Raw genomic sequence first — 18274 nt, forward strand, 5'->3', positions numbered from 1 at the left:
AGAAAAGTAGTTAAGAACGGGTATTCACAGAGAGCTCCTGACAGCTGAAAAGGAGCAATGCCTGCCTTGATGAAAAAAGCCTCGGAGCTTCTTACCAATCTAATCTTACATTAGGGATCGTAGGACGGGTTCTTCCGATAAAAAGATAGGGTATGAAAGTACCTGAAGAGGCTGGTATGGCGACATATCAGCAAACTGAGGTGGTACCGCGAAATGATGACTCTCGCCCTCAAGAATGATTTCTTGGGGGTGGGAGTTTTTTTATTGCTTAGGAAACTATAAAAATCTCGGGTTGTGGATAATCTGGATTGTTTTCTGCATCCAGCTCCAGCGCCTAGCCCCTCGGGTCATAAGTCAACCCGTCAAGAAGGTTAAAGAGCAACCTTCTCGCCGGCCCGTCTTATGCCTGTCGGCCCTGAACAAGGCGCTTGCGCTTTTGTTCTTGTCCAATTTTCATTGCAGGGAACTGAAAAAATGAGAGGAGAACTAAGATGAATCCGATATTATTAGATATACCTTTACAGTTAGAGACAGAGAGACTTTATCTTCGTGCACCACATCAATCGGGTGATGGTTCAGTTGTCAATCAAGCCATTCGCGATTCCTATAGTGAATTAAAAGCGTGGCTTCCATTTGCACAAGAAATACCTGCTGTTGACGAAACAGAGATCAACTTGAGAAATGCCCATATTAACTTTTTAAAAAGAGATAGCTTCCGTTTCCTCATTTTCCATAAAGAAACCAATGAGTTTATCGGAACCACGAGCCTTCTGGGGATTGACTGGGATATTCCTAAATGTGAAATTGGCTACTGGATTAACACGAGGTGGGGCGGACATGGGTATATGACAGAAGCGGTGAAAGCCTTGTCTGAATTTGGTTTAGATCACCTTCATTTCAGGAGAATTGAAATCAGGTGTGAATCAACAAATCTAAAAAGTCGTGCCATTCCAAAAAAACTGGGGTATGTACTGGAAGGCACATTACGGAATGATGACCTATCGGCCGACGGCAGAATGCTGACGGACACCTGTGTTTATTCGATAATAAAATAATAGTGAAGTGTTGAAGGGGGAGGGGCATACCTGAATTACACTTTTACCTTATAGGGGAGTGATTGCCGAATGGGGAATCGCTCCTTTTCCTTTTATTAGAATGGAAAAAACAATTTAAAAGCATTCTATAAATAGGAGGGATGCCCTTGTTCATACGGATCTTATTTCTAACCCTATTCACCTGTTTCTATTTCACTTCAATGGTTGCTGCCGAAACACCACTAAAAGCGGCATTTATTCGTGACCACCAACTCTGGCCTAAAGAGGGCGGTGAAGAAAGTCAACTAACGAAAAACCGTTATGTATACTCTCCGAAATGGTCATTTGACGGGCGTTTCATTGCCTATATTGACGGGGATGAGAAGGGTGAAAAAACGGATTTATTCATTTATGACACGAAGCAAAAAGAAAGCTATCAGCCTTATGTAAAGGTTGAAGCAACAAATTTTAAGTGGTCGCCTATAAAAAATCAATTGGCTTACACTTCCGGCGGCTTGTTGAATGTCACAAAAACAAAAAATGGCCGGCCGCAAGGATTTCAAAACGTATCGCTCGGTGTCAGTGATTTTGAATGGTTTCCCAATGGAAAAGAGTTCATTGTTTCTTCGCAAGCCGAGCTGCTTCCAACCGGATGGGGGCCAGTCAGGCTTTATAAAATCCCTGTCGATGCCAAGCTTGCAGCAGATAAAATGAGGCTCTTCTATACAATCGAAACAAAAGAACCTGACCTGTTTGCGATTTCAGCTGACGACTTCAAATGGAGCCCTGACGGAAAATGGGTAAGTTTTCTCGCCACCGCAACAGCTTCCTGGTCAACTGACAGCAATACATTATGCGCTTTATCATCAGAGGGAGATCATTTTCAGCCGATAGGAAAAATGCTGTGGTATCAAGATTGGATGAAATGGGCTCCATCCACTAATCGACTTGCTTACATTTCAGGTGAAGGAAGATTTCTTGTGGAAAATAAGAAAACCACGATCGCCGATATGCCTGCTGCTGTTCAGCAAAAGGAATATACCCCAAAAGGGTTTGTAGATCTTGACTTGGAGTGGTTTTCACCGGAAAGCGTGATTGTTGCCCGCGCTAAAGAAAATAAGGAATGGAACGAAGGACCTGTGCCCACTATGTTCACCTCGCTATATGCGATTAATCTAAGAAATGACAGGCAGTATCAAATTTCATTCCCACGAAAAAAAGAATTGGATGAAGACCCTCAAGTCGTTGGCTCTAAACTCACTTGGGTAAGAAAGAGGGAAAATGCTGAACATGGGGATGTTTGGATGAGAAATGGTTTGACTGGAGAAGAGCGTGTATGGATCAATAATGTTGACTATGCTCCTGTCTTGTTTTCCGGCAATAAAGAATGAGGACCCTTTAGTTAAAATATGGATTAATGCGCTGGAGCTGCTAAAGCTCCAGCTTTTTTTAATTAGAACAGTTTCTGTCATCAGAATTAAGTCATGGTACCATAAGAAAGGAATATGTGCTTTAAATTAGAATTTTCGAAACTTAAATCATGTGGCCTCCGTCTAACTCATAAAAGGGGGATTTACCTATGAAAGAAGTCCGTGATAATGTGAAATATGCCGGATTGATCCTTGCAGTATCCTTAATCATGTATCTGGCTTATGGATATGGGGAAGGAGAATTCGATTCGAAGGTATTCATCCTATTTTTCACTGGTGCCGTTTTCGGCCAGGGTGTCGGATTCATGAGAAATAATAAAAAGCATCGAAATACTTTATAAATATATCGGGAGAGCAAATAATACATAATTCTTTAAACACACCGAGAGCTTTAAAGAGCGCTTCCTGACATCAAAGTCAACACATTTTCAACACAACCTAAAAGGTGGTTTTATTCCTTGCAAAACTGTGAACAATGCAATAATCAATTCAGTTGGGGTAGTATCTATCGTTCCTTATGGGGCTGGATGTACAAACCGATTAAATGTGAAAAATGCGGCAGTTTGCACAATATTACGCTGCGCGGCCGATTCGCAAGTACCTTTCTAACTGTAGTTCCAATGCTGTTATTCGTAAACCTTTTTTCTCCTTTCAATAATATCACTGTGAGTGTCGCGGCTGGTTTATCCATTGCATTCCTGGGTTCACTGCTGACCCCTTATTTCGTTACATACAAGATCTATCAATAACATTCATACATTTTATGGCCAAATATAGAAGCGGCATTGCGAACGTATGTAATAATGTATCCATTGCAAAACTATTATTTACTCGAAGAAGGATTATAAACAGTTAAACGAACAACCATTCAACACTGAACAAACACAAACCGACGAAGATCAATCCGACTCTATTAAGTATATTTTAGAAAAATACTAGCTTGCTGCACTAATTGAGAGGTGAACCCTTTTGTTAAATGGGCTTGGTTTACAGAGTTTACTATTTCTCGGCCTGCTTGCAATATTTCTTTTTTTATTCGTTAAATGGATATTTAAAAAAAGTTAAGAACGGCCGTTATCATCTAAGAAACAATTGCTACATTCAATACTCCTCGTTAATAAAAAGTTCAGAAAAATTGAAACCTTTCTAACTAGACCTCGTATATAAATTAAAGAACGAAGAGGAGGTATACTTATGAAAAAAGCATCAATTGTATTGCTGACAATGTTGATAGAAACCGGGGGCCTTTGGATTGTTTCATTGGTCTTTGGCTGGAACCTTATGGATGTATTGTTCTTAGGCGGATTACTAATCTTTGGTGTCATATGGCTTTATTTATTGTTTTCCAACCAAACCAACAACGGATTTAACGCAGGAGTGAGAGGGTGGACAGGGCAGGACGCAGGTGAAATTAAACTTTTTCGATTCCAAATATCGCCGGTCACTTTAGGCATTGTATTGTTTATGCTGTTAAGTTTTGGCCTGACCATTTTCTATTACTCTTCATACTTTATCTAGAGGATAATCGAAGTTAACAATCATGAAGAAGGGGAAGGAAGAATGTTTGTTTACATCAATATTTACTTAATGCCTATTTTCGCTATCATTTTTTGTCTTAATCTAGTAGAAATTTTAAAAAATATAAAAGCAGATCTACCTACTTCCAAGAATACCTTTTGGTTGACGGCATCGTTTGTATTAATTGTATGGAGTATTGCAATTTCTGCAACTTTTGGAGGGTGACTATTAAGGAGGTAATTGTATGAAGAAAGTTCTGTTCATGCTGACCATAACTATTTTGATTTTATTCGGATGCAGCAGCAGTAATAGCACTTTACATAATTTCGATACTAGTCAATTAGAAAAAGAGATGGACACCCTTTCGTTTCAACCTAAACTCCCTACGAAAATCCCTTTTGAAGAGACCAATGCTCAATTTAGTCAACCACCAAGTTCTGAAAATATCATAACCATTGATTTTATGAGCACGGGTGAAAGCACCAATCACTTGGGACTGATGATTGTAAATGGTAAATCAGTCGAAAGTTCAGACCTGGAGTTCGAAGAGGTCACCATCGGAAATAACAAGGGCAAGTATGCCGTAAATAACGCAGGTGCCATGATTGTAAAATGGACTGATAATAATATTTCATATGATTTAGGGTATTATGGCCAACAATCAGATAAAGAAATTACGAAGGAAGAATTAATCGAAACGGCCGAATCATTCAAATAAAGATATGCAGATGAAAGCTGGGGAGTTTAAAACGCAACCCTCAGCTTTTTATTTTTAAGTAATCATTACATTTACGTTGTAAAAGAGGGGAACATGTGAAAAATTCTACGGTTTTCAAAACAGTTGCTACAGTTGCTATAGTTATTATTCTCATTGTTTTATGGGTCTTCAATGAACAGAAGGACTCCTATTCGGAACCTCATGATGCCATTAATGCAGTTGACAAAGAATTGTTGTTAATTCCTGCTTTCAAAGCGGAGGATGAGTCTTTGTACTTTTTTATAAAGGATAAGAACAACCTGGGGGCTGTGAAAGTTCGAAAAGGATTAACCGGGTGGAAAACCGGGATGTTCAGCTGGAGCCCTATGGATAGTAAGCGAAAGTATGAAGAATTAGGTGGATACCAGGGACATGGAGAGAATCTGATATATGGTCTAATCCGAAATGGTGATCAAAGACTTGTCACAGTTGATGGGCAAGAAGCTGAATTTTTAAATTTGGCGATGTTACCCCCTTCCTTACAGAAGGAATATAATGTAGAGGGATTGTATCTATGGTATTTTGAAAGTGATGAAGATACTGATCATGAGGAGTTAAAGTTGCTCAATAAAGATTCACATACGGTCATTCAATCAATAAATTTATAGAGCGCTCATACATCTCTAATTTTACCTTTCTAGTTTTAAAGATTGCAATCCAACAAAGGAAGAATCCCCAAAGGAGGGATTTTTATTAAAAAGAATAGCAGACAACTTGTAGTCAAGCTATCTCTTTTCGCTCTACTCATCATTGCATTAATAACAAACCCAAGAACAGAGGACTATATCCAGTTTAATGAAGAAAACTTGCACGATCCAATTCCTGCTAACCTAGATATTGAAAGAATTAACTTTTATATCTTTTCTGCATACACACCAGTTGTTCATAATCAGCACGGTGTTACCCATATTGGTGTATTCGGGAAATTCATTCAAATCTCTGATGGCCAGTTTGATTATCCAATTTGGTTGGAGTTATTCAATTAATAATAAAGGGAGTGACATCTTGAAACGAAAATGGTTGATTATTGCTGCCATCCCCTCCGTGCTGCTATTGATTTTTGCCTTAACGTTCATTCCTCATAAATTTATGAATATAGACCCATCTGATGTTTCAAAAATAACTGTTTTTGACGGGAACACTGGATTTGAAACGGAAATCACGGACAGGGAGTCTATCCGCCATATCATCAATAACCTAAATGCTGTGACCACTCAAAAAGGCAAGCCTTCGTTTGGCTATATGGGTTACAGTTTTCGAACAACCATTTTTAATCAAGAGGGCCAAAGATTAAAAGAATTCATTATTAACTCCGATGATACCATCAGGTACAGAGGATTCTTCCATAGAGCTGTTCATCATTCAATTGATTATGAATATATTGAAAGGCTCGTTCGCAAATAATTTTACACCCCAAAAGTTTTTTGGGGGGATTTTTTATCATGCAAGCCAGCCTCGCACTCTACTCAAAAATTTAACACGCTCTGTACGAACACCATTAAAAGAATGAGAAGATGCAGGTATAATAAAAGAAGAGTCAAAGACGAACAGAGACAGGAGAGAAAAAATGAATATTCATTTTGAGAAGTTACTTGAACCCACTCCAGCTATAGTGGAAGCCATGAATCGCTGGGAGAATGATCCAGTTATCATTCCATTGACCCGCCCTAACAAAAATCAGGAGGAATTGGAACGCAGGGAGAAAGTCACTCTGGATGATCTAACTAAACGACTGGCAAACCATCGTACTTATATAATCTATCTTGACAACGAACTGATCGGCGAAATGAATTATATGGTTGACCCAGGTCATCTTTTTAAAAAAGAAGCAGGAACTGCATGGATTGGCATCACAATTGGTGAGCCGGCGGGAAGAGGAAAAGGGATCGGAAGACAGGCGATTCAGTTCCTGGAGAGACAAATTAAATCGGAAGGGCTGTCGCGGATTGAGCTAGGTGTTTTTGAGTTTAACCAAAATGCTATGAAGCTTTATAAAAAAATGGGGTATAAAGAAATTGGCTATATAGAGAACTTCACCTATTGGGAAGGTAAAATGTGGACGGATATCCGCATGGAAAAGCATGTGTGAAACCTGGTGTATACTTTAACACTGAAGTACTTCTATTTTTTATTTGGAACCTTGGACAGCCTTCGGGAAAATGGAGGACCTTGAAAACCTGCTGAAGCTTTCCGACCAACTGGGCTGCCTTCATCGGGCAATTGGCTGGCATCTCTATACACTTCCCTATCAGGACCTTGATGAATTCAAGAAACGTCCGGCCCAATGGCTGCAGGTATTATTGGAATACCGGGATTCCATGGAAAAATGATCTGATAAGAAAACCTCATGTTAATGCAATGAGGTTTTTGATTTTTATAGATTACAAGCTTAAATGGTACAATAAAAAGTATGGTTTTCAGAAAAAATAAAAAGCAGGAATCAAAATGACAACAACTAGCATTTCAAAACACAATATTAAGTATATGTTCTGGATCAGCTTCTTCGGGACCATCAATTTCATTGCCCCTGTATTGACTCTTTTTTATATGGGAAGGGGGCTTGAACCGTTACATATTCTCTGGCTTCAGTTATTCTGGAGCGGAGCTGTCCTTATCGGGGAAGTTCCCGGGGGAGTCGTCGCCGACCGGTTTGGTCCCAAGGTTTCTTTTCTAATCGGGGTCATCATAAAAATCGGAAGTCTCGTATTGTTGATTTTCTCCTATGAACCTTGGATGTTCTTCCTGTTCAGTGCGCTGAATGGGTTTTCTGTCACCTTTTTCTCAGGCGCAGATGAAGCACTTGTCTATGAATCTTTGAAAGAAGTCAATGACCATCACCGGATGGACCGTGCGATGGGTAAAATTCAGTCAGCAGGATTCATTTCTATGATTCTTGCCGTCTTGTTTGGAGCCTATTTTGCCAGTGATTTGAAGGATGAGCAATTTGTCTTTCTGATTGTACTGGGTCTTGCCTTTCACGTGGTTGAATTGCTGTTGATTTTCTTCTTGCGGAGTCCAAGTAACTATGGCGACTACCGGGAAAACCCGTTCACTCAGGTGGCATCCGGGGTGAAGGCAATTCGAAAAGCCCCCACGCTGCTGTTATTGTTTGTGAACTTTACGTTGGTGTTCATTCCGGCTGATTCTGTCTATGAAGCATTCAACCAGCCGATTTTCACCGATGCCGGCCTGCCGGTTGTGATGATCGGTGTGTTATATGCTTTGGCTGCCGTTGGCGGTTTTTTCATCTCCCAATCTGTTGGATGGTTCACGAACCGTTTCAGCAGAGTACTGTTGATGAATGTTACGGGAGCACTGGCAGCTATAGGCTTGCTTCTTTCAGCATTGTATGGGAAATCGCTTTGGATCGTCCTTGGCTCGTTCTTTGTCTTAAGGCTGGGACAGGCGATGAGGGGACCGATTTACTCTCAATTGAAAAATGACTTGATCCCTTCGGAAATCCGCGCGACCACTTTGTCGCTGATTTCCGTATTGGATTCTGCCTTTGATTTGATTGTGTTCGGCCTGTTATCCATCGTGGCATTCAAAGGGGTGACAGGGATCCTGCTCGCGAGCAGTTTTGTCGCATTGGTCGGGACCCTGACGCCTATTCAATGGAAAAAGGCTAAGAAGAAAGGGAGGTTAAAGTATAGCGGATAGACAGCCCAAAGTAAAAGGCAACTCGAAGCAGGTGTGGAAACCTGCTTCGAGCTGCTTTTTTTCATGGTCCTGAAAACTTCTGGCTATGCCAGGGGTTCCAGAGAGCTTATAGCGTTGTATAAAAGAGTCTCCCTTCATGATAGGATAAGCAGGTTTCCCTATCACATCATTTCACTGTAGCAGGAGGTATGCCTGTGAAGGATATGAATATTCCTATCTGAAATAAAGGGAAATTTTCCCGTTAAGCTGTTCAATAGCATTTGATTTAGGCTATTTAAGCGGAATTTTTCCCCTTAAACACAACGAAATGAACCATTTAGGCATCTTTTAAAGAGAATAAGGGGAATCTTTCCCTTTATTTTAGCTATTTTTCGTGCTTTTTCTTAAATAAGCGCAATTTCTCCCCTTATTTCCAAAAACCAACCGATAGTAAAATGTGACAAGTTAATGACGCAGCGATTTTCACCCCTATACTTCATACTTATCTCACAATTACCTATTACTATAATCTTACTGAAAGATTATTGATGCAGGAGTTGTTGAGAGTATGGAAGCAATTAAACTGGAAAGTAAAGATAGAGAAAAGCCGAAGAGAAAGGTTCAGACTGATATATACAGAGCCGTGTGGAGATGGCATTTTTATGCCGGTATTCTTTTTGCACCGTTCTTGATCATCCTGGCCTTTAGCGGAGCGGTCTATTTATTCAAACCGCAGATTGAATCAATGCTGTACAAAGATTTGTATTATGTTCAAGATTCCGGTGACTCCCTGAAGGTTTCCAAGCAGATTGAGAAAGTTCAGGAAGAGTATCCAGGCGGAATCATTACTTCCTATAAAGTATCAGATGATCCATCAAGAACAACAGAGATAGGTTTAATGGAGAATAGTGTGATGAGTACAGTCTATGTCAATCCATATTCCGGTCAGATTCACGGTTCCATGGAGAATTCGGAGAAGTTCACTGAAATTTTCAAGAAACTTCATAGCGAATTGATTATTGGCGGCACGTTTGCAAACCGCCTGGTAGAATTGGCGGCTTGCTGGTGCATCATACTTCTGGTCACAGGATTGTATATTTGGTGGCCGCGCAATAAAGCTTCAATTTGGGGAACTGTTTTGCCGCGTTTCAAGAGCAGAGGAAGAACGTTTTGGAGAGATATGCATGCCGTCCCTGCATTTTGGCTGTCCTTATTTATTGTAATTTTAATAGCAACAGGGCTTCCGTGGTCAGGAGTGATGGGCGAGCAAATCAACCGGCTTGCCGCTTCCACTAACAGCGGCTATCCAGCCTTTGCTTTTGCTTTCGGACCAAAACCAGAATCGGTGGTTACAGCTAAAGATGTGGCAGAGGACGTTCCTTGGGCTTCAGAAAATTTAGAAGTTCCCGCTTCCGGGACTGGTGTCCAGCAGTTAGCACTGGATGAAGTCTCTTCCATTGCAGCTGCCGAGTCAATCAATAAACCTTACACAGTTTCCATGCCACAAGGCGAAAAAGGGGTTTATACGATTGCCACTTCCCATACCAAGCCTGGTGATAATGCAACCTTGCATGTGGATCAATTTTCCGGCGAGGTTCTGACTGATGTCCGGTTCTCGGATTATGGGTTGATGGCAAAAGCGATTACAATGGGGATCGCACTCCATGAAGGCAGATTGTTCGGCCTTGCCAACCAAATAATCGGCCTAGTGGTATGCCTCGGTCTGATTGGATTTATTGTCAGCTCATTAATGATGTGGAAGAAACGAAAGCCGCAAGGAAAGCTTGGATCTTCTCCTAAGCCGAAAGACAAAAGGATAACGAGGACTGTGTTCATCATCATGCTGGTTCTCGGCGTCATCATGCCATTAGTCGGATTATCTATTGTTATCATCTTTGTGTTAGATCGATTTGTTTTTACCAAAATCAAACCCTTACAAAACTGGTTGAATTGATTGTGATGCAAATCGGGTGTTTTTTGGACATCCCGAAAACAACTAAATTCTAACTGAATACTGTTCCGTTTTGGAGAATATAACTTATGTATAACATTAGAAAGAGGCTGGGACATAAGTTGAAAAATTAATTGATTCAAGTAGAAATATCAAAATAAAGCCGCATGAGATCAAGGTTTATATACTTGACTTCATGCGGTTCATTCATTTTATTAGGATCTTTTCTAAAAGATTGTTCTTTTAATGCTATTTTACCCTTCACCCTATTACGTAGGGGGATTGGAGCGGAAGGCGTACGACCTCCTGCGGGACTAGCGGGACAGGTGAGACCCCGGAGGCGTAGCTGAGGAGGCTCACCGCCCGCCCCGCGGAGTCGTGCGTCTGGAGCGGAAATCCATTACTTTTAATCAGCCACACTCATTGCGAAAAGACCCTTTTATTAAGGTTTTGTCCCAGCCTCGTTTTTTTTTGTTTCAGGATAGTTATTGTAAAACAATTGTTGTCCAGACTCCTTTATATAAGCCTAGTGAGAATACACCGTTAATTGCAGATTAACCGATTATTCCGAAACTAATCTAACCGGGTTTTCGTCTAATTAACAGGGTGTTATTCAAGAAACAACAGATTCTTTAGATAAAAGGTGTCTATTGAAAAGAAGGAGAAAGAAGCGGCACATCAGAAGGGCAGGTTAGCTAAAGAAGACTTACATACTTTACACGATATAAAATCGTTATGTTATTGGAGGATGGGGGCATTGAGTACTATATTCAAAACCAGTATTTTATTGTTATTTTTTGGAGCATTATTTTTAGCTGGTTGTATTGGGAGTAAAGTTAACCTGCAAGATGGGGATAAGCATATCCCAGAAGAGGTGGATAAGGTCATTTCTGATTACATCATTCAAGAATACTCCTCCTCATATTTTGATACAGAGAAACAATTCGAAGTCCATAAAGTATATGGCACGAATGAATCAGATGGAATCTTAAGCGTCTATATGTGGTCTTATTACGGCGGTTTTAATAAATCTACTGGAATAGAAAACCAAGCTGGGCATTCCTTACCTGCCGTAATTCGATTAAGTAAAGAAGAAGATTATTCCGTTATTGAATATTTAGAACCAGAAGATGGAAGTGGATACCTGCCCTCTCTAAGAAAGATGTTTCCCAAAAAATACTTAAAGATGACTCATCAAGACAGTGGGAATATAGAGGATTTACAAAAAGAAATGGATAAGAAAGTTAAACAGTGGTTAGAGAAGGATGAGTTGGACAGTCAGTAGAGTCGAAAGAGATATTGGTGGATGTCTGAAGGGCATAAACATTTTATCAGACCATGATATACCCTTTTAGGGGGGCAGCTGCTGTACAAAACAGTCGCCCGGGCAATACTATCCGCATATTTCCTGAGTAAAACCTTGTCCTATACTTAATCTTCCTTTTTATCCGAAGAAGATCCGTTTCTTTCTTTCATCATTTCTAACTCAATTTGTTTCTCTTTTAAATCAATTTCTCTTATTTTTTGCTTATGCTTCAATCCATTCTTATGAGCATAATAAGATAAAGAAATTGCAACAATTAACGGTAACCAGAGCCAATCAAACATTTTTGTTTCTCCTTTCCCTCGTAAACTAGTAATATTATATCATTAGTAATTTAGTGATATTACTCTTGAAACAATTTAGAGTCCAGGATTTACTGATGTGCTGTGCGGTAATTGTGTTGATCTCAATAATGTTCAGATATTCAGGGGTTCTGGAAAATGCAAGAAAGGTAATGTTATTTCGATTAAAAGGTGAGGTGGCAGGCGGTGAATTTTGGAGCATGGCTCTTTTTCGTTTTTGTAATAATAGGGTTGACAATGGCTGTTAAAAATAAAAAGATGACAAAATTGGATATGTCATTATTCATTGTTATTGCCCTTGTATATTACTTAGTTGCTTATTTGTTTGATAATGATATGTTAAGTCCTTTTATCTTCAAAGAGGATAATTTCACAATTAGTTTCGTAGGTATTGCCTTGTTATTTGCCACTTATCTTCTTTTGAAATATGTAATCAGTAAATTAAATAAAAGTAGAAGTTAATTTTCAAGTTATTGATGAACCCCGTTTTCTTGAATACTTCCCGGAATTAATAGGAGAATAACTTGTATGAGATTTGATCGGGGAGAAGATATTTGTGACTATAGAACAACTTGTAGAATTGAAGAGAGTGCAGAGGGATGCTCTGGTCGAGTATTGGATAAGCAACACTTTTTTACAATGGGAATGGTGGGTGTTATTGGTTCTTACAATTATCCCATGGGTTGTCTGGTGGATGCTTGCTGATAAAAAAAGGATTTATGAGCTGCTGACCTATGGACTGTTAATGGCTGTCGTTACGGTAGGCCTCGATAGCATCGGCACGAATATGGTCTGGTGGACCTATCCGCATGAACTATTTTCCATGCTGCCTCCTTTAGTTCCAGTCGATCTTAGTATCATTCCTTGTGCAATGATGGTCGTCTATCAATACTTTGATAAATGGCAGGCCTTCTTCTTTGCAAACTTAGCCTTGGCCCTATTCTCAACATTTGTTGGAGAAGAATTGTTCATCATTGCCGATTTTTTTTGAAGGATATCGTGGGAACCCTATGAGTCGATTCTCTTTTATATAGTTGCCTCTGCATTAGGAAAAGGGATTGTACAAATTATTTCGCCAGAGAAGTGAACTAATCCAGCAGGGATGATCCAAGATTGTTTAAAAAGTGCCAACCAAACTGACTTTTCATGAAGGCCTGAATCGGGTATTTACTGTATAAGAACTGTTCCCTCCATTATAGAAGAGGAGATGATAAGTGAATGAGCAATATGAAGAAATTATTCTTTTATGTTGGGAATGGCCTCATCGGGGTCATATCCTATTATATTTATCTTATCCTGTGGGTTTCTTTCAGCTGGGGTGAGGAATTCAGCCTTCTGACTTTAGAATCCCTTTTAAGTCTATTCATCAGCGGTATTGTATTCCTTGGTTTTAACTACGTGATGTTGAGGAAGGAAGGAAATTCAAGCCGCTACTGGTTGATTGCAGGTGGTATTGTGATCATCACCATTATCATTTTCGTATCAATCATCGGATTTTCTTAAAGTGAACATATTAATTTTCAGATTAGTTTGAATTATATCCAGCCGTATGCCATACTTATTTTACCTATTAGAATTGGAGGGAAGAGCGGTTGGAAAGGGTTGAAAGAGCAGTTACTGAATTGGAAGAAAGACATATCACCATCAATGAATGGGAAAACGAAGCTGAAAAAGTGATGAAGATAAACGCATTCGATTACATAGCCAGAGGTGCTGGAGAGGAATCTACGCTGAGGGCGAATAGGGAAGCGTTCGGCCAATGGCAGCTGTTTCACCGGGCCTTGAGGGATGTTTCGTCAATTGACACATCCGTCTCCCTATTCGGATATAATTTGCCTACTCCTGTTTTTCTAGCCCCGATTGGCGTGCAGACAATTGCGCACCCCAAAGGAGAGCTGGCTTCTTCAATAGCGGCAGCCTCTATGAATCTTCCATATGTTACAAGCACCGTCAGTTCGTACTCAATGGAAGAGATTGCTGATGGAATGGGAGACTGCCCTCGCTGGTTCCAACTATATTATGCAGGGGATGAACAAGTAGCGGAAAGCATGATTAAAAGAGCTGAAGCTTCCGGTTATTCTGCCATCGTCTTAACAGTGGATACACCGATTGTCGGCTTCCGGGAGAGAGATCATTTTAACAAATATTCCCCAGTGGGTGAAGGAGTCGGCAGCGGAAATTATTTTTCCGACCCTGTTTTTAAGAAACTCTTGGAATTCCCCATAGAGCAGGACCGGGAAGCAGCGATAAAGAAGCAGCTGGAATTGTTCGAAAACCCTGCAGTGAAATGGGATGCCATCCAGAAAATAAGGAAATATACGGACCTGCCTGTTCTATTAAAAGGAATCGTTCATCCTGAAGATGCAAAATTAGCGTTATCCTATGGTGTAGACGGAGTAATCGTTTCGAACCATGGCGGCAGGCAGTTAGATCACGGAATTTCTGCATTGGATGCACTCGAAAAGGTATGTTGTGCAGTTGAAGGGAAGGTTCCTGTGTTATTCGATAGCGGCATACGCCGGGGAAGTGACATCTTCAAAGCGTTGGCCTTGGGAGCAGCTGCTGTCCTGCTGGGCAGGCCATACATCTATGGACTTGCCAGGGAAGGGGAAGAAGGAGTCAGGAAAGTCGTTCACCAGATTCAGAAAGAGTTTGAAACCACCATGGCTCTTGCAGGAGTCACATCCATAGAACAAATCAATAAGTCATTTTTATATCGCAAATAAAACCTTATTGCTCTGAGTATCTATACTTGGAGCTTTTTTAATTGATAAGCTCTGTTAGTTGATGATGTCAATCAAATTTAAATGGTGAATCTCTTATCCATTAATAATATAATGCATTGATTATGCTACTTCTGTTATAAGTGAATAGTTTTTTTGTGCGCAGTTTATAGGGGTAAATACGTTTCTTACAGTTCTAGAATCTCAAAAATTCAGTGAAATATAGAAAAACCGTCGATTGGAGCGGAAGGTGTGCGACCTCCTGCGGGATTAGCGGGACAGGTGAGACCCCGCAGGCGAAGCTGAGGAGGCTCACCGCCCGCCCCGCGGAGTCGTACACCTGGAGCGGAAATCAGGCAACATCATTTAAGTAGGTTCCTAAAATTACATAACTCTTTAACAAAGCCAATTGATAAGCATTAAGATTTTTGTTTTAAAAATTAGACGGCGAATCTCGAGCAAGTCGTACGTCCAACCATCAGAATGTATGGGTCGCTTAGGATTTTTTGAATTTTCATCATTCCATTACCTCTCCCGTGACAAAAGTCACAGTCGATCCACAAAAAATTTGGCATAATTTTCTTGGATTGAATTTGGAATGACTTTAAGAAAAGGTGAGCATCATGAATCAAGCTATAGAATCAACCAACGACCAAAGATTGAAAAATATAAAAGAAGCTTTGGATATATCCTCGATTGTCGCCATTACGGACCGCGCCGGAATGATTACCTATGTAAATGAAACATTCTGCAAGATATCCAAGTACTCGAGGGAGGAATTGATCGGGCAAAGCCATAGGATCATCAATTCGGGACATCACAGCAGACATTTTTTCCGCAATATGTGGAGGACGATATCCAGTGGCGCCGTTTGGAAAGGGCAGGTTAAAAACAGGGCGAAGGATGGAACTTATTATTGGGTGGATACAGTCATCGTTCCATTCCTTGATGAAAAGAACAGACCCTATCAATATATTTCCATTCGTACCGATATTACGGAGAAGAAAGCATTGGAAGAAGAAATCAGTTCCAATGAAGAACGCCTCAAAGCGATGAATCAGTACTCGAGTGAAGGAGTGGCAATTGTCGATTCTCATGGATTGATCAGCTATATGAGCCCATCTTATGAAAAAATCACTGGCAACAAAGTCGACAAAGTCATCAATAATAGTGTGATGGAGCTTATACATAAGGAGGATTATGATTTTTATAAAAATCAGTTTCAATCTGCTGTAAGGAAAACTCAGGTTCCTATCCGATTTCAAGTCAGAGCCATCCACGGAGATGGTTTGTATTATGTACATGAACTTGTGATGACAAATTTCTTGAATCATCCAAGCATTAACGGCATCGTCATCAACTTTCGGGAAATCACCGAAGAAAAAAGGGCACAGCAGCAAATGAGCACGAATGCCTTCTATGATTCTTTGACGAGTTTTCCAAATAGAAACTATTTCAAATCCCGCTTAAAATCCCTGATCAGTGCTGAAAAGCCAGTAACTCTGGTTGTGTTTAACATAGATGATTTCAAACATATCAATGATCTCTTTGGCTATGAAGCAGGAGATCAGCTCCTTCAAAAGATTGCTGGCAGGATTTCCAAAAGTTTAACCAGAAACCTGTTTGCAGCAAGGATTGCAGGTGATGAGTTTGCGCTGATTTGTACGGATGACAGAATTTCAGAACAGGACCTGGGCTCCTTTCTGCTAGACTTGTTCAAAGAGCCTTTCGATGTCGATGGACAAAGAATAAATATAACAGTAAGTGCGGGAATCAGTCGATACCCTGATGATACTTCAGACAAGCAAATCCTTCTTAACTATGCAACGAACGCACTAAGACATAGTAAACAAAAAGGAAAAAACAATTATAAGGGGTTCGACTCATCCATCAAAACCCTGAGCTACCGGTCCTTTGTCATCAAGAACGATCTTCGAAAGGCAATAGAACAAAATGAATTGGATGTACATTTCCAACCCAGGATCAATACAAAAACACAGAAAACAGAATCCTTTGAAGCCTTAATTAGATGGAATCACCCTGAATTGGGGCCTGTTGCTCCGGGAGAATTCATACCTGCCGCAGAAAGAAGCAACCTGATGAACAAGGCCGGACATTGGATATTCATGGAATCCTGTAAAAGATTAAAAGAGGTGAACCAGCAGTTTCGATCAGATTATAAAATCTCCATAAATTTGTCACCACAGCAGCTTTTACATGATGATGTGGTAAAAGATTATCTCAAAGTCGTCAGTGATTTGGATATTGCACCCTCCCTAATTGAACTGGAAATCACTGAATCTGCCATTATTCACAACAAAGAACGTGTGAAGGACATATTGCGTTCTTTTAGGGAACATGGCTTCAGCCTAGCACTGGACGATTTCGGAACCGGCTTTTCCTCCTTGAATTATATTCAGGAGTTCAGAACAGATGTAATCAAGATGGATAGAAGCTTCGTCAAACGCATCACCCTTGATAAAGAAAGCTATCTGATTGCCCGCATGATCATCAATTTAGCCCACGAACTTGGGATCAGGGTTGTCGGGGAAGGTGTTGAAACTGAGGAACAGCTAGTATCACTTAAAAATATGGGCTGTGATGAGATCCAAGGATATTTATTCAGCAAACCATTGCCATATCGCAACCTGGTTAATTATTTATGGAATAAATGATTTTTAACAATTTGTCCGAAAGTATCGAATTCCCGCCCCAATCATATAGTTATGAAAAGGAAGATATTCTATATGAAGCGGGTGAGATTATGTATCACGTCTATTTCATTGAACAACGTAACATCCTGTTGAATCAACTCCGCGATAACCTCCCTTATGAAGGGGAAGTTATCAAGATAAAAGGCCGAAAAGCAAAAGTGTTAAGTGCCCAGAGCTTTGACGGACGAAATGTCCATGTGCAGGTGAGCATGGAACCCATCATCAAAAAGCAGGCAGTCGATCCGAAAAAGAAGCGGCGGTAATGTCATATTTCTCTCTGAAGTGGTCCAGAGCTCTAGCCCTGGGCTGCTTTTTTCAAAATTCTCACCAATTGACAGACCAAACTGTTAACCCTATCATTACAGTAAGAATCATTGAGGAAGTGATGACAGTGAATAGTGAATTTACGATTGCCGTTCACAGCCTGGTTTATTTAGCTTACCTGCCTGATCATATGGCGAGCAGCCAGGCAATAGCGCACAATGTTGCAACCAACCCCGTAAGAATCCGGAAAATTATGAGCCTTCTTCGCGGATCTGGTTTTATCAAAACAAAAGAAGGAACCGGCGGTGGCTATACGTTGACTGCCGACCCTGAAGAACTGACATTGGGACAAGTCTACCGTTCCGTTTCAATGGGTGCAATCAAGCCCGCATGGTGCAAAGGAGAGCGTGAAGAATCCTGTTTGATTTCTACCAATATCCAGGAAGTCGTTGATGGCATTTTTTTTGATGCCGACCAGTACTTTGCTGATTACCTTGATAAAACGACCATTCAATCTGTTCTGAATAAGATCAAAGAATGTAAATGAGTTGACAGGATAAACTGTAAGTTTTATTATTACAGTATTAATTTTAAACATAGCTTGAATGGCAGTTCAGT

General features: G+C 40.3%; 21 protein-coding genes and 1 other annotated feature (1 of these 22 running past the window's edge). Of the genes, 20 read left to right on the top strand and 1 reads right to left on the bottom strand.

All coding sequences use genetic code 11. The features are described 5' to 3' along the window. Positions 1 to 234 (top strand) — a binding site (T-box leader); it begins 15 nt to the left of the window's first position. 257 nt (positions 235 to 491) lie between these two features. The 13 genes from M1E09_RS11225 (at position 492) to M1E09_RS11285 (ending at position 11614) form a co-directional block, all read left to right on the top strand. After that, entirely contained in the window at positions 492 to 1055 is a 564-nt protein-coding gene (locus M1E09_RS11225; protein WP_456270965.1) for a GNAT family N-acetyltransferase, read from the top strand. A gap of 146 nt (positions 1056 to 1201) precedes the next feature. Next, positions 1202 to 2425, top strand: coding sequence for a translocation protein TolB (locus M1E09_RS11230; protein WP_456270966.1), 1224 nt, complete (start codon positions 1202 to 1204; stop codon positions 2423 to 2425). Positions 2426 to 2613: 188 nt separating this feature from the next. Next, entirely contained in the window at positions 2614 to 2805 is a 192-nt protein-coding gene (locus M1E09_RS11235; RefSeq protein WP_456270967.1) for a hypothetical protein, read from the top strand. A 117-nt stretch (positions 2806 to 2922) separates the two neighbouring features. Beyond that, on the top strand, positions 2923 to 3213 hold the full coding sequence (locus tag M1E09_RS11240; protein ID WP_456270968.1) for a TIGR04104 family putative zinc finger protein: 291 nt from the start codon (positions 2923 to 2925) through the stop codon (positions 3211 to 3213). Between the two features lie 445 nt (positions 3214 to 3658). Beyond that, complete coding sequence (locus M1E09_RS11245; protein WP_456270969.1) at positions 3659 to 3982, top strand: hypothetical protein; 324 nt, start codon at positions 3659 to 3661, stop codon at positions 3980 to 3982. Positions 3983 to 4226: 244 nt separating this feature from the next. Continuing rightward, positions 4227 to 4700 (top strand): DUF4367 domain-containing protein, encoded by a 474-nt coding sequence (locus M1E09_RS11250; RefSeq protein WP_456270970.1) that lies wholly within the window; start codon positions 4227 to 4229, stop codon positions 4698 to 4700. 95 nt (positions 4701 to 4795) lie between these two features. Next, positions 4796 to 5347, top strand: a complete 552-nt coding sequence (locus M1E09_RS11255; RefSeq protein WP_456270971.1) for an aspartyl-tRNA synthetase — start codon at positions 4796 to 4798, stop codon at positions 5345 to 5347. Between the two features lie 397 nt (positions 5348 to 5744). Then, on the top strand, positions 5745 to 6143 hold the full coding sequence (locus M1E09_RS11260) for a hypothetical protein (RefSeq protein WP_456270972.1): 399 nt from the start codon (positions 5745 to 5747) through the stop codon (positions 6141 to 6143). 163 nt (positions 6144 to 6306) lie between these two features. After that, positions 6307 to 6828: a GNAT family N-acetyltransferase gene (locus M1E09_RS11265; protein ID WP_456270973.1), complete on the top strand. Its 522-nt coding sequence runs from the start codon at positions 6307 to 6309 to the stop codon at positions 6826 to 6828. 70 nt (positions 6829 to 6898) lie between these two features. Continuing rightward, positions 6899 to 7069 carry a hypothetical protein gene (locus M1E09_RS11270; protein ID WP_456270974.1) on the top strand — a complete coding sequence of 57 codons (171 nt, stop codon included), beginning with the start codon at positions 6899 to 6901 and terminating at the stop codon, positions 7067 to 7069. Between the two features lie 115 nt (positions 7070 to 7184). Further along, positions 7185 to 8399 (top strand): MFS transporter, encoded by a 1215-nt coding sequence (locus tag M1E09_RS11275; RefSeq protein WP_456270975.1) that lies wholly within the window; start codon positions 7185 to 7187, stop codon positions 8397 to 8399. A gap of 547 nt (positions 8400 to 8946) precedes the next feature. Beyond that, positions 8947 to 10332, top strand: a complete 1386-nt coding sequence (locus M1E09_RS11280) for a PepSY-associated TM helix domain-containing protein (RefSeq protein ID WP_456270976.1) — start codon at positions 8947 to 8949, stop codon at positions 10330 to 10332. 754 nt (positions 10333 to 11086) lie between these two features. Then, positions 11087 to 11614: a hypothetical protein gene (locus M1E09_RS11285; protein ID WP_456270977.1), complete on the top strand. Its 528-nt coding sequence runs from the start codon at positions 11087 to 11089 to the stop codon at positions 11612 to 11614. Between the two features lie 146 nt (positions 11615 to 11760). Here M1E09_RS11285 and M1E09_RS11290 read toward each other — a convergent pair whose 3' ends face one another. Beyond that, positions 11761 to 11937 carry a hypothetical protein gene (locus M1E09_RS11290; protein WP_456270978.1) on the bottom strand — a complete coding sequence of 59 codons (177 nt, stop codon included), beginning with the start codon at positions 11935 to 11937 and terminating at the stop codon, positions 11761 to 11763. 204 nt (positions 11938 to 12141) lie between these two features. Here M1E09_RS11290 and M1E09_RS11295 point away from each other — a divergent pair, with 204 nt between their 5' ends. From M1E09_RS11295 to M1E09_RS11325, 7 genes are all read left to right on the top strand, one after another. Beyond that, positions 12142 to 12417: a hypothetical protein gene (locus tag M1E09_RS11295; RefSeq protein ID WP_456270979.1), complete on the top strand. Its 276-nt coding sequence runs from the start codon at positions 12142 to 12144 to the stop codon at positions 12415 to 12417. 94 nt (positions 12418 to 12511) lie between these two features. Then, positions 12512 to 12946 (top strand): CBO0543 family protein, encoded by a 435-nt coding sequence (locus M1E09_RS11300; protein WP_456270980.1) that lies wholly within the window; start codon positions 12512 to 12514, stop codon positions 12944 to 12946. Positions 12947 to 13173: 227 nt separating this feature from the next. Continuing rightward, complete coding sequence (locus M1E09_RS11305) at positions 13174 to 13458, top strand: hypothetical protein (RefSeq protein WP_456270981.1); 285 nt, start codon at positions 13174 to 13176, stop codon at positions 13456 to 13458. Between the two features lie 89 nt (positions 13459 to 13547). Continuing rightward, positions 13548 to 14681: an alpha-hydroxy-acid oxidizing protein gene (locus M1E09_RS11310; RefSeq protein ID WP_456270982.1), complete on the top strand. Its 1134-nt coding sequence runs from the start codon at positions 13548 to 13550 to the stop codon at positions 14679 to 14681. Between the two features lie 620 nt (positions 14682 to 15301). After that, on the top strand, positions 15302 to 17353 hold the full coding sequence (locus tag M1E09_RS11315; protein ID WP_456270983.1) for a sensor domain-containing protein: 2052 nt from the start codon (positions 15302 to 15304) through the stop codon (positions 17351 to 17353). 89 nt (positions 17354 to 17442) lie between these two features. Further along, a complete protein-coding gene (locus M1E09_RS11320; protein ID WP_456270984.1) occupies positions 17443 to 17655 on the top strand; it encodes a hypothetical protein in 213 nt (70 codons plus the stop codon). A gap of 128 nt (positions 17656 to 17783) precedes the next feature. Next, a complete protein-coding gene (locus M1E09_RS11325; protein WP_456274967.1) occupies positions 17784 to 18203 on the top strand; it encodes an Rrf2 family transcriptional regulator in 420 nt (139 codons plus the stop codon). Positions 18204 to 18274: the final 71 nt, after the last annotated feature.

The organism is Bacillus sp. AK031 (assembly GCF_053903065.1).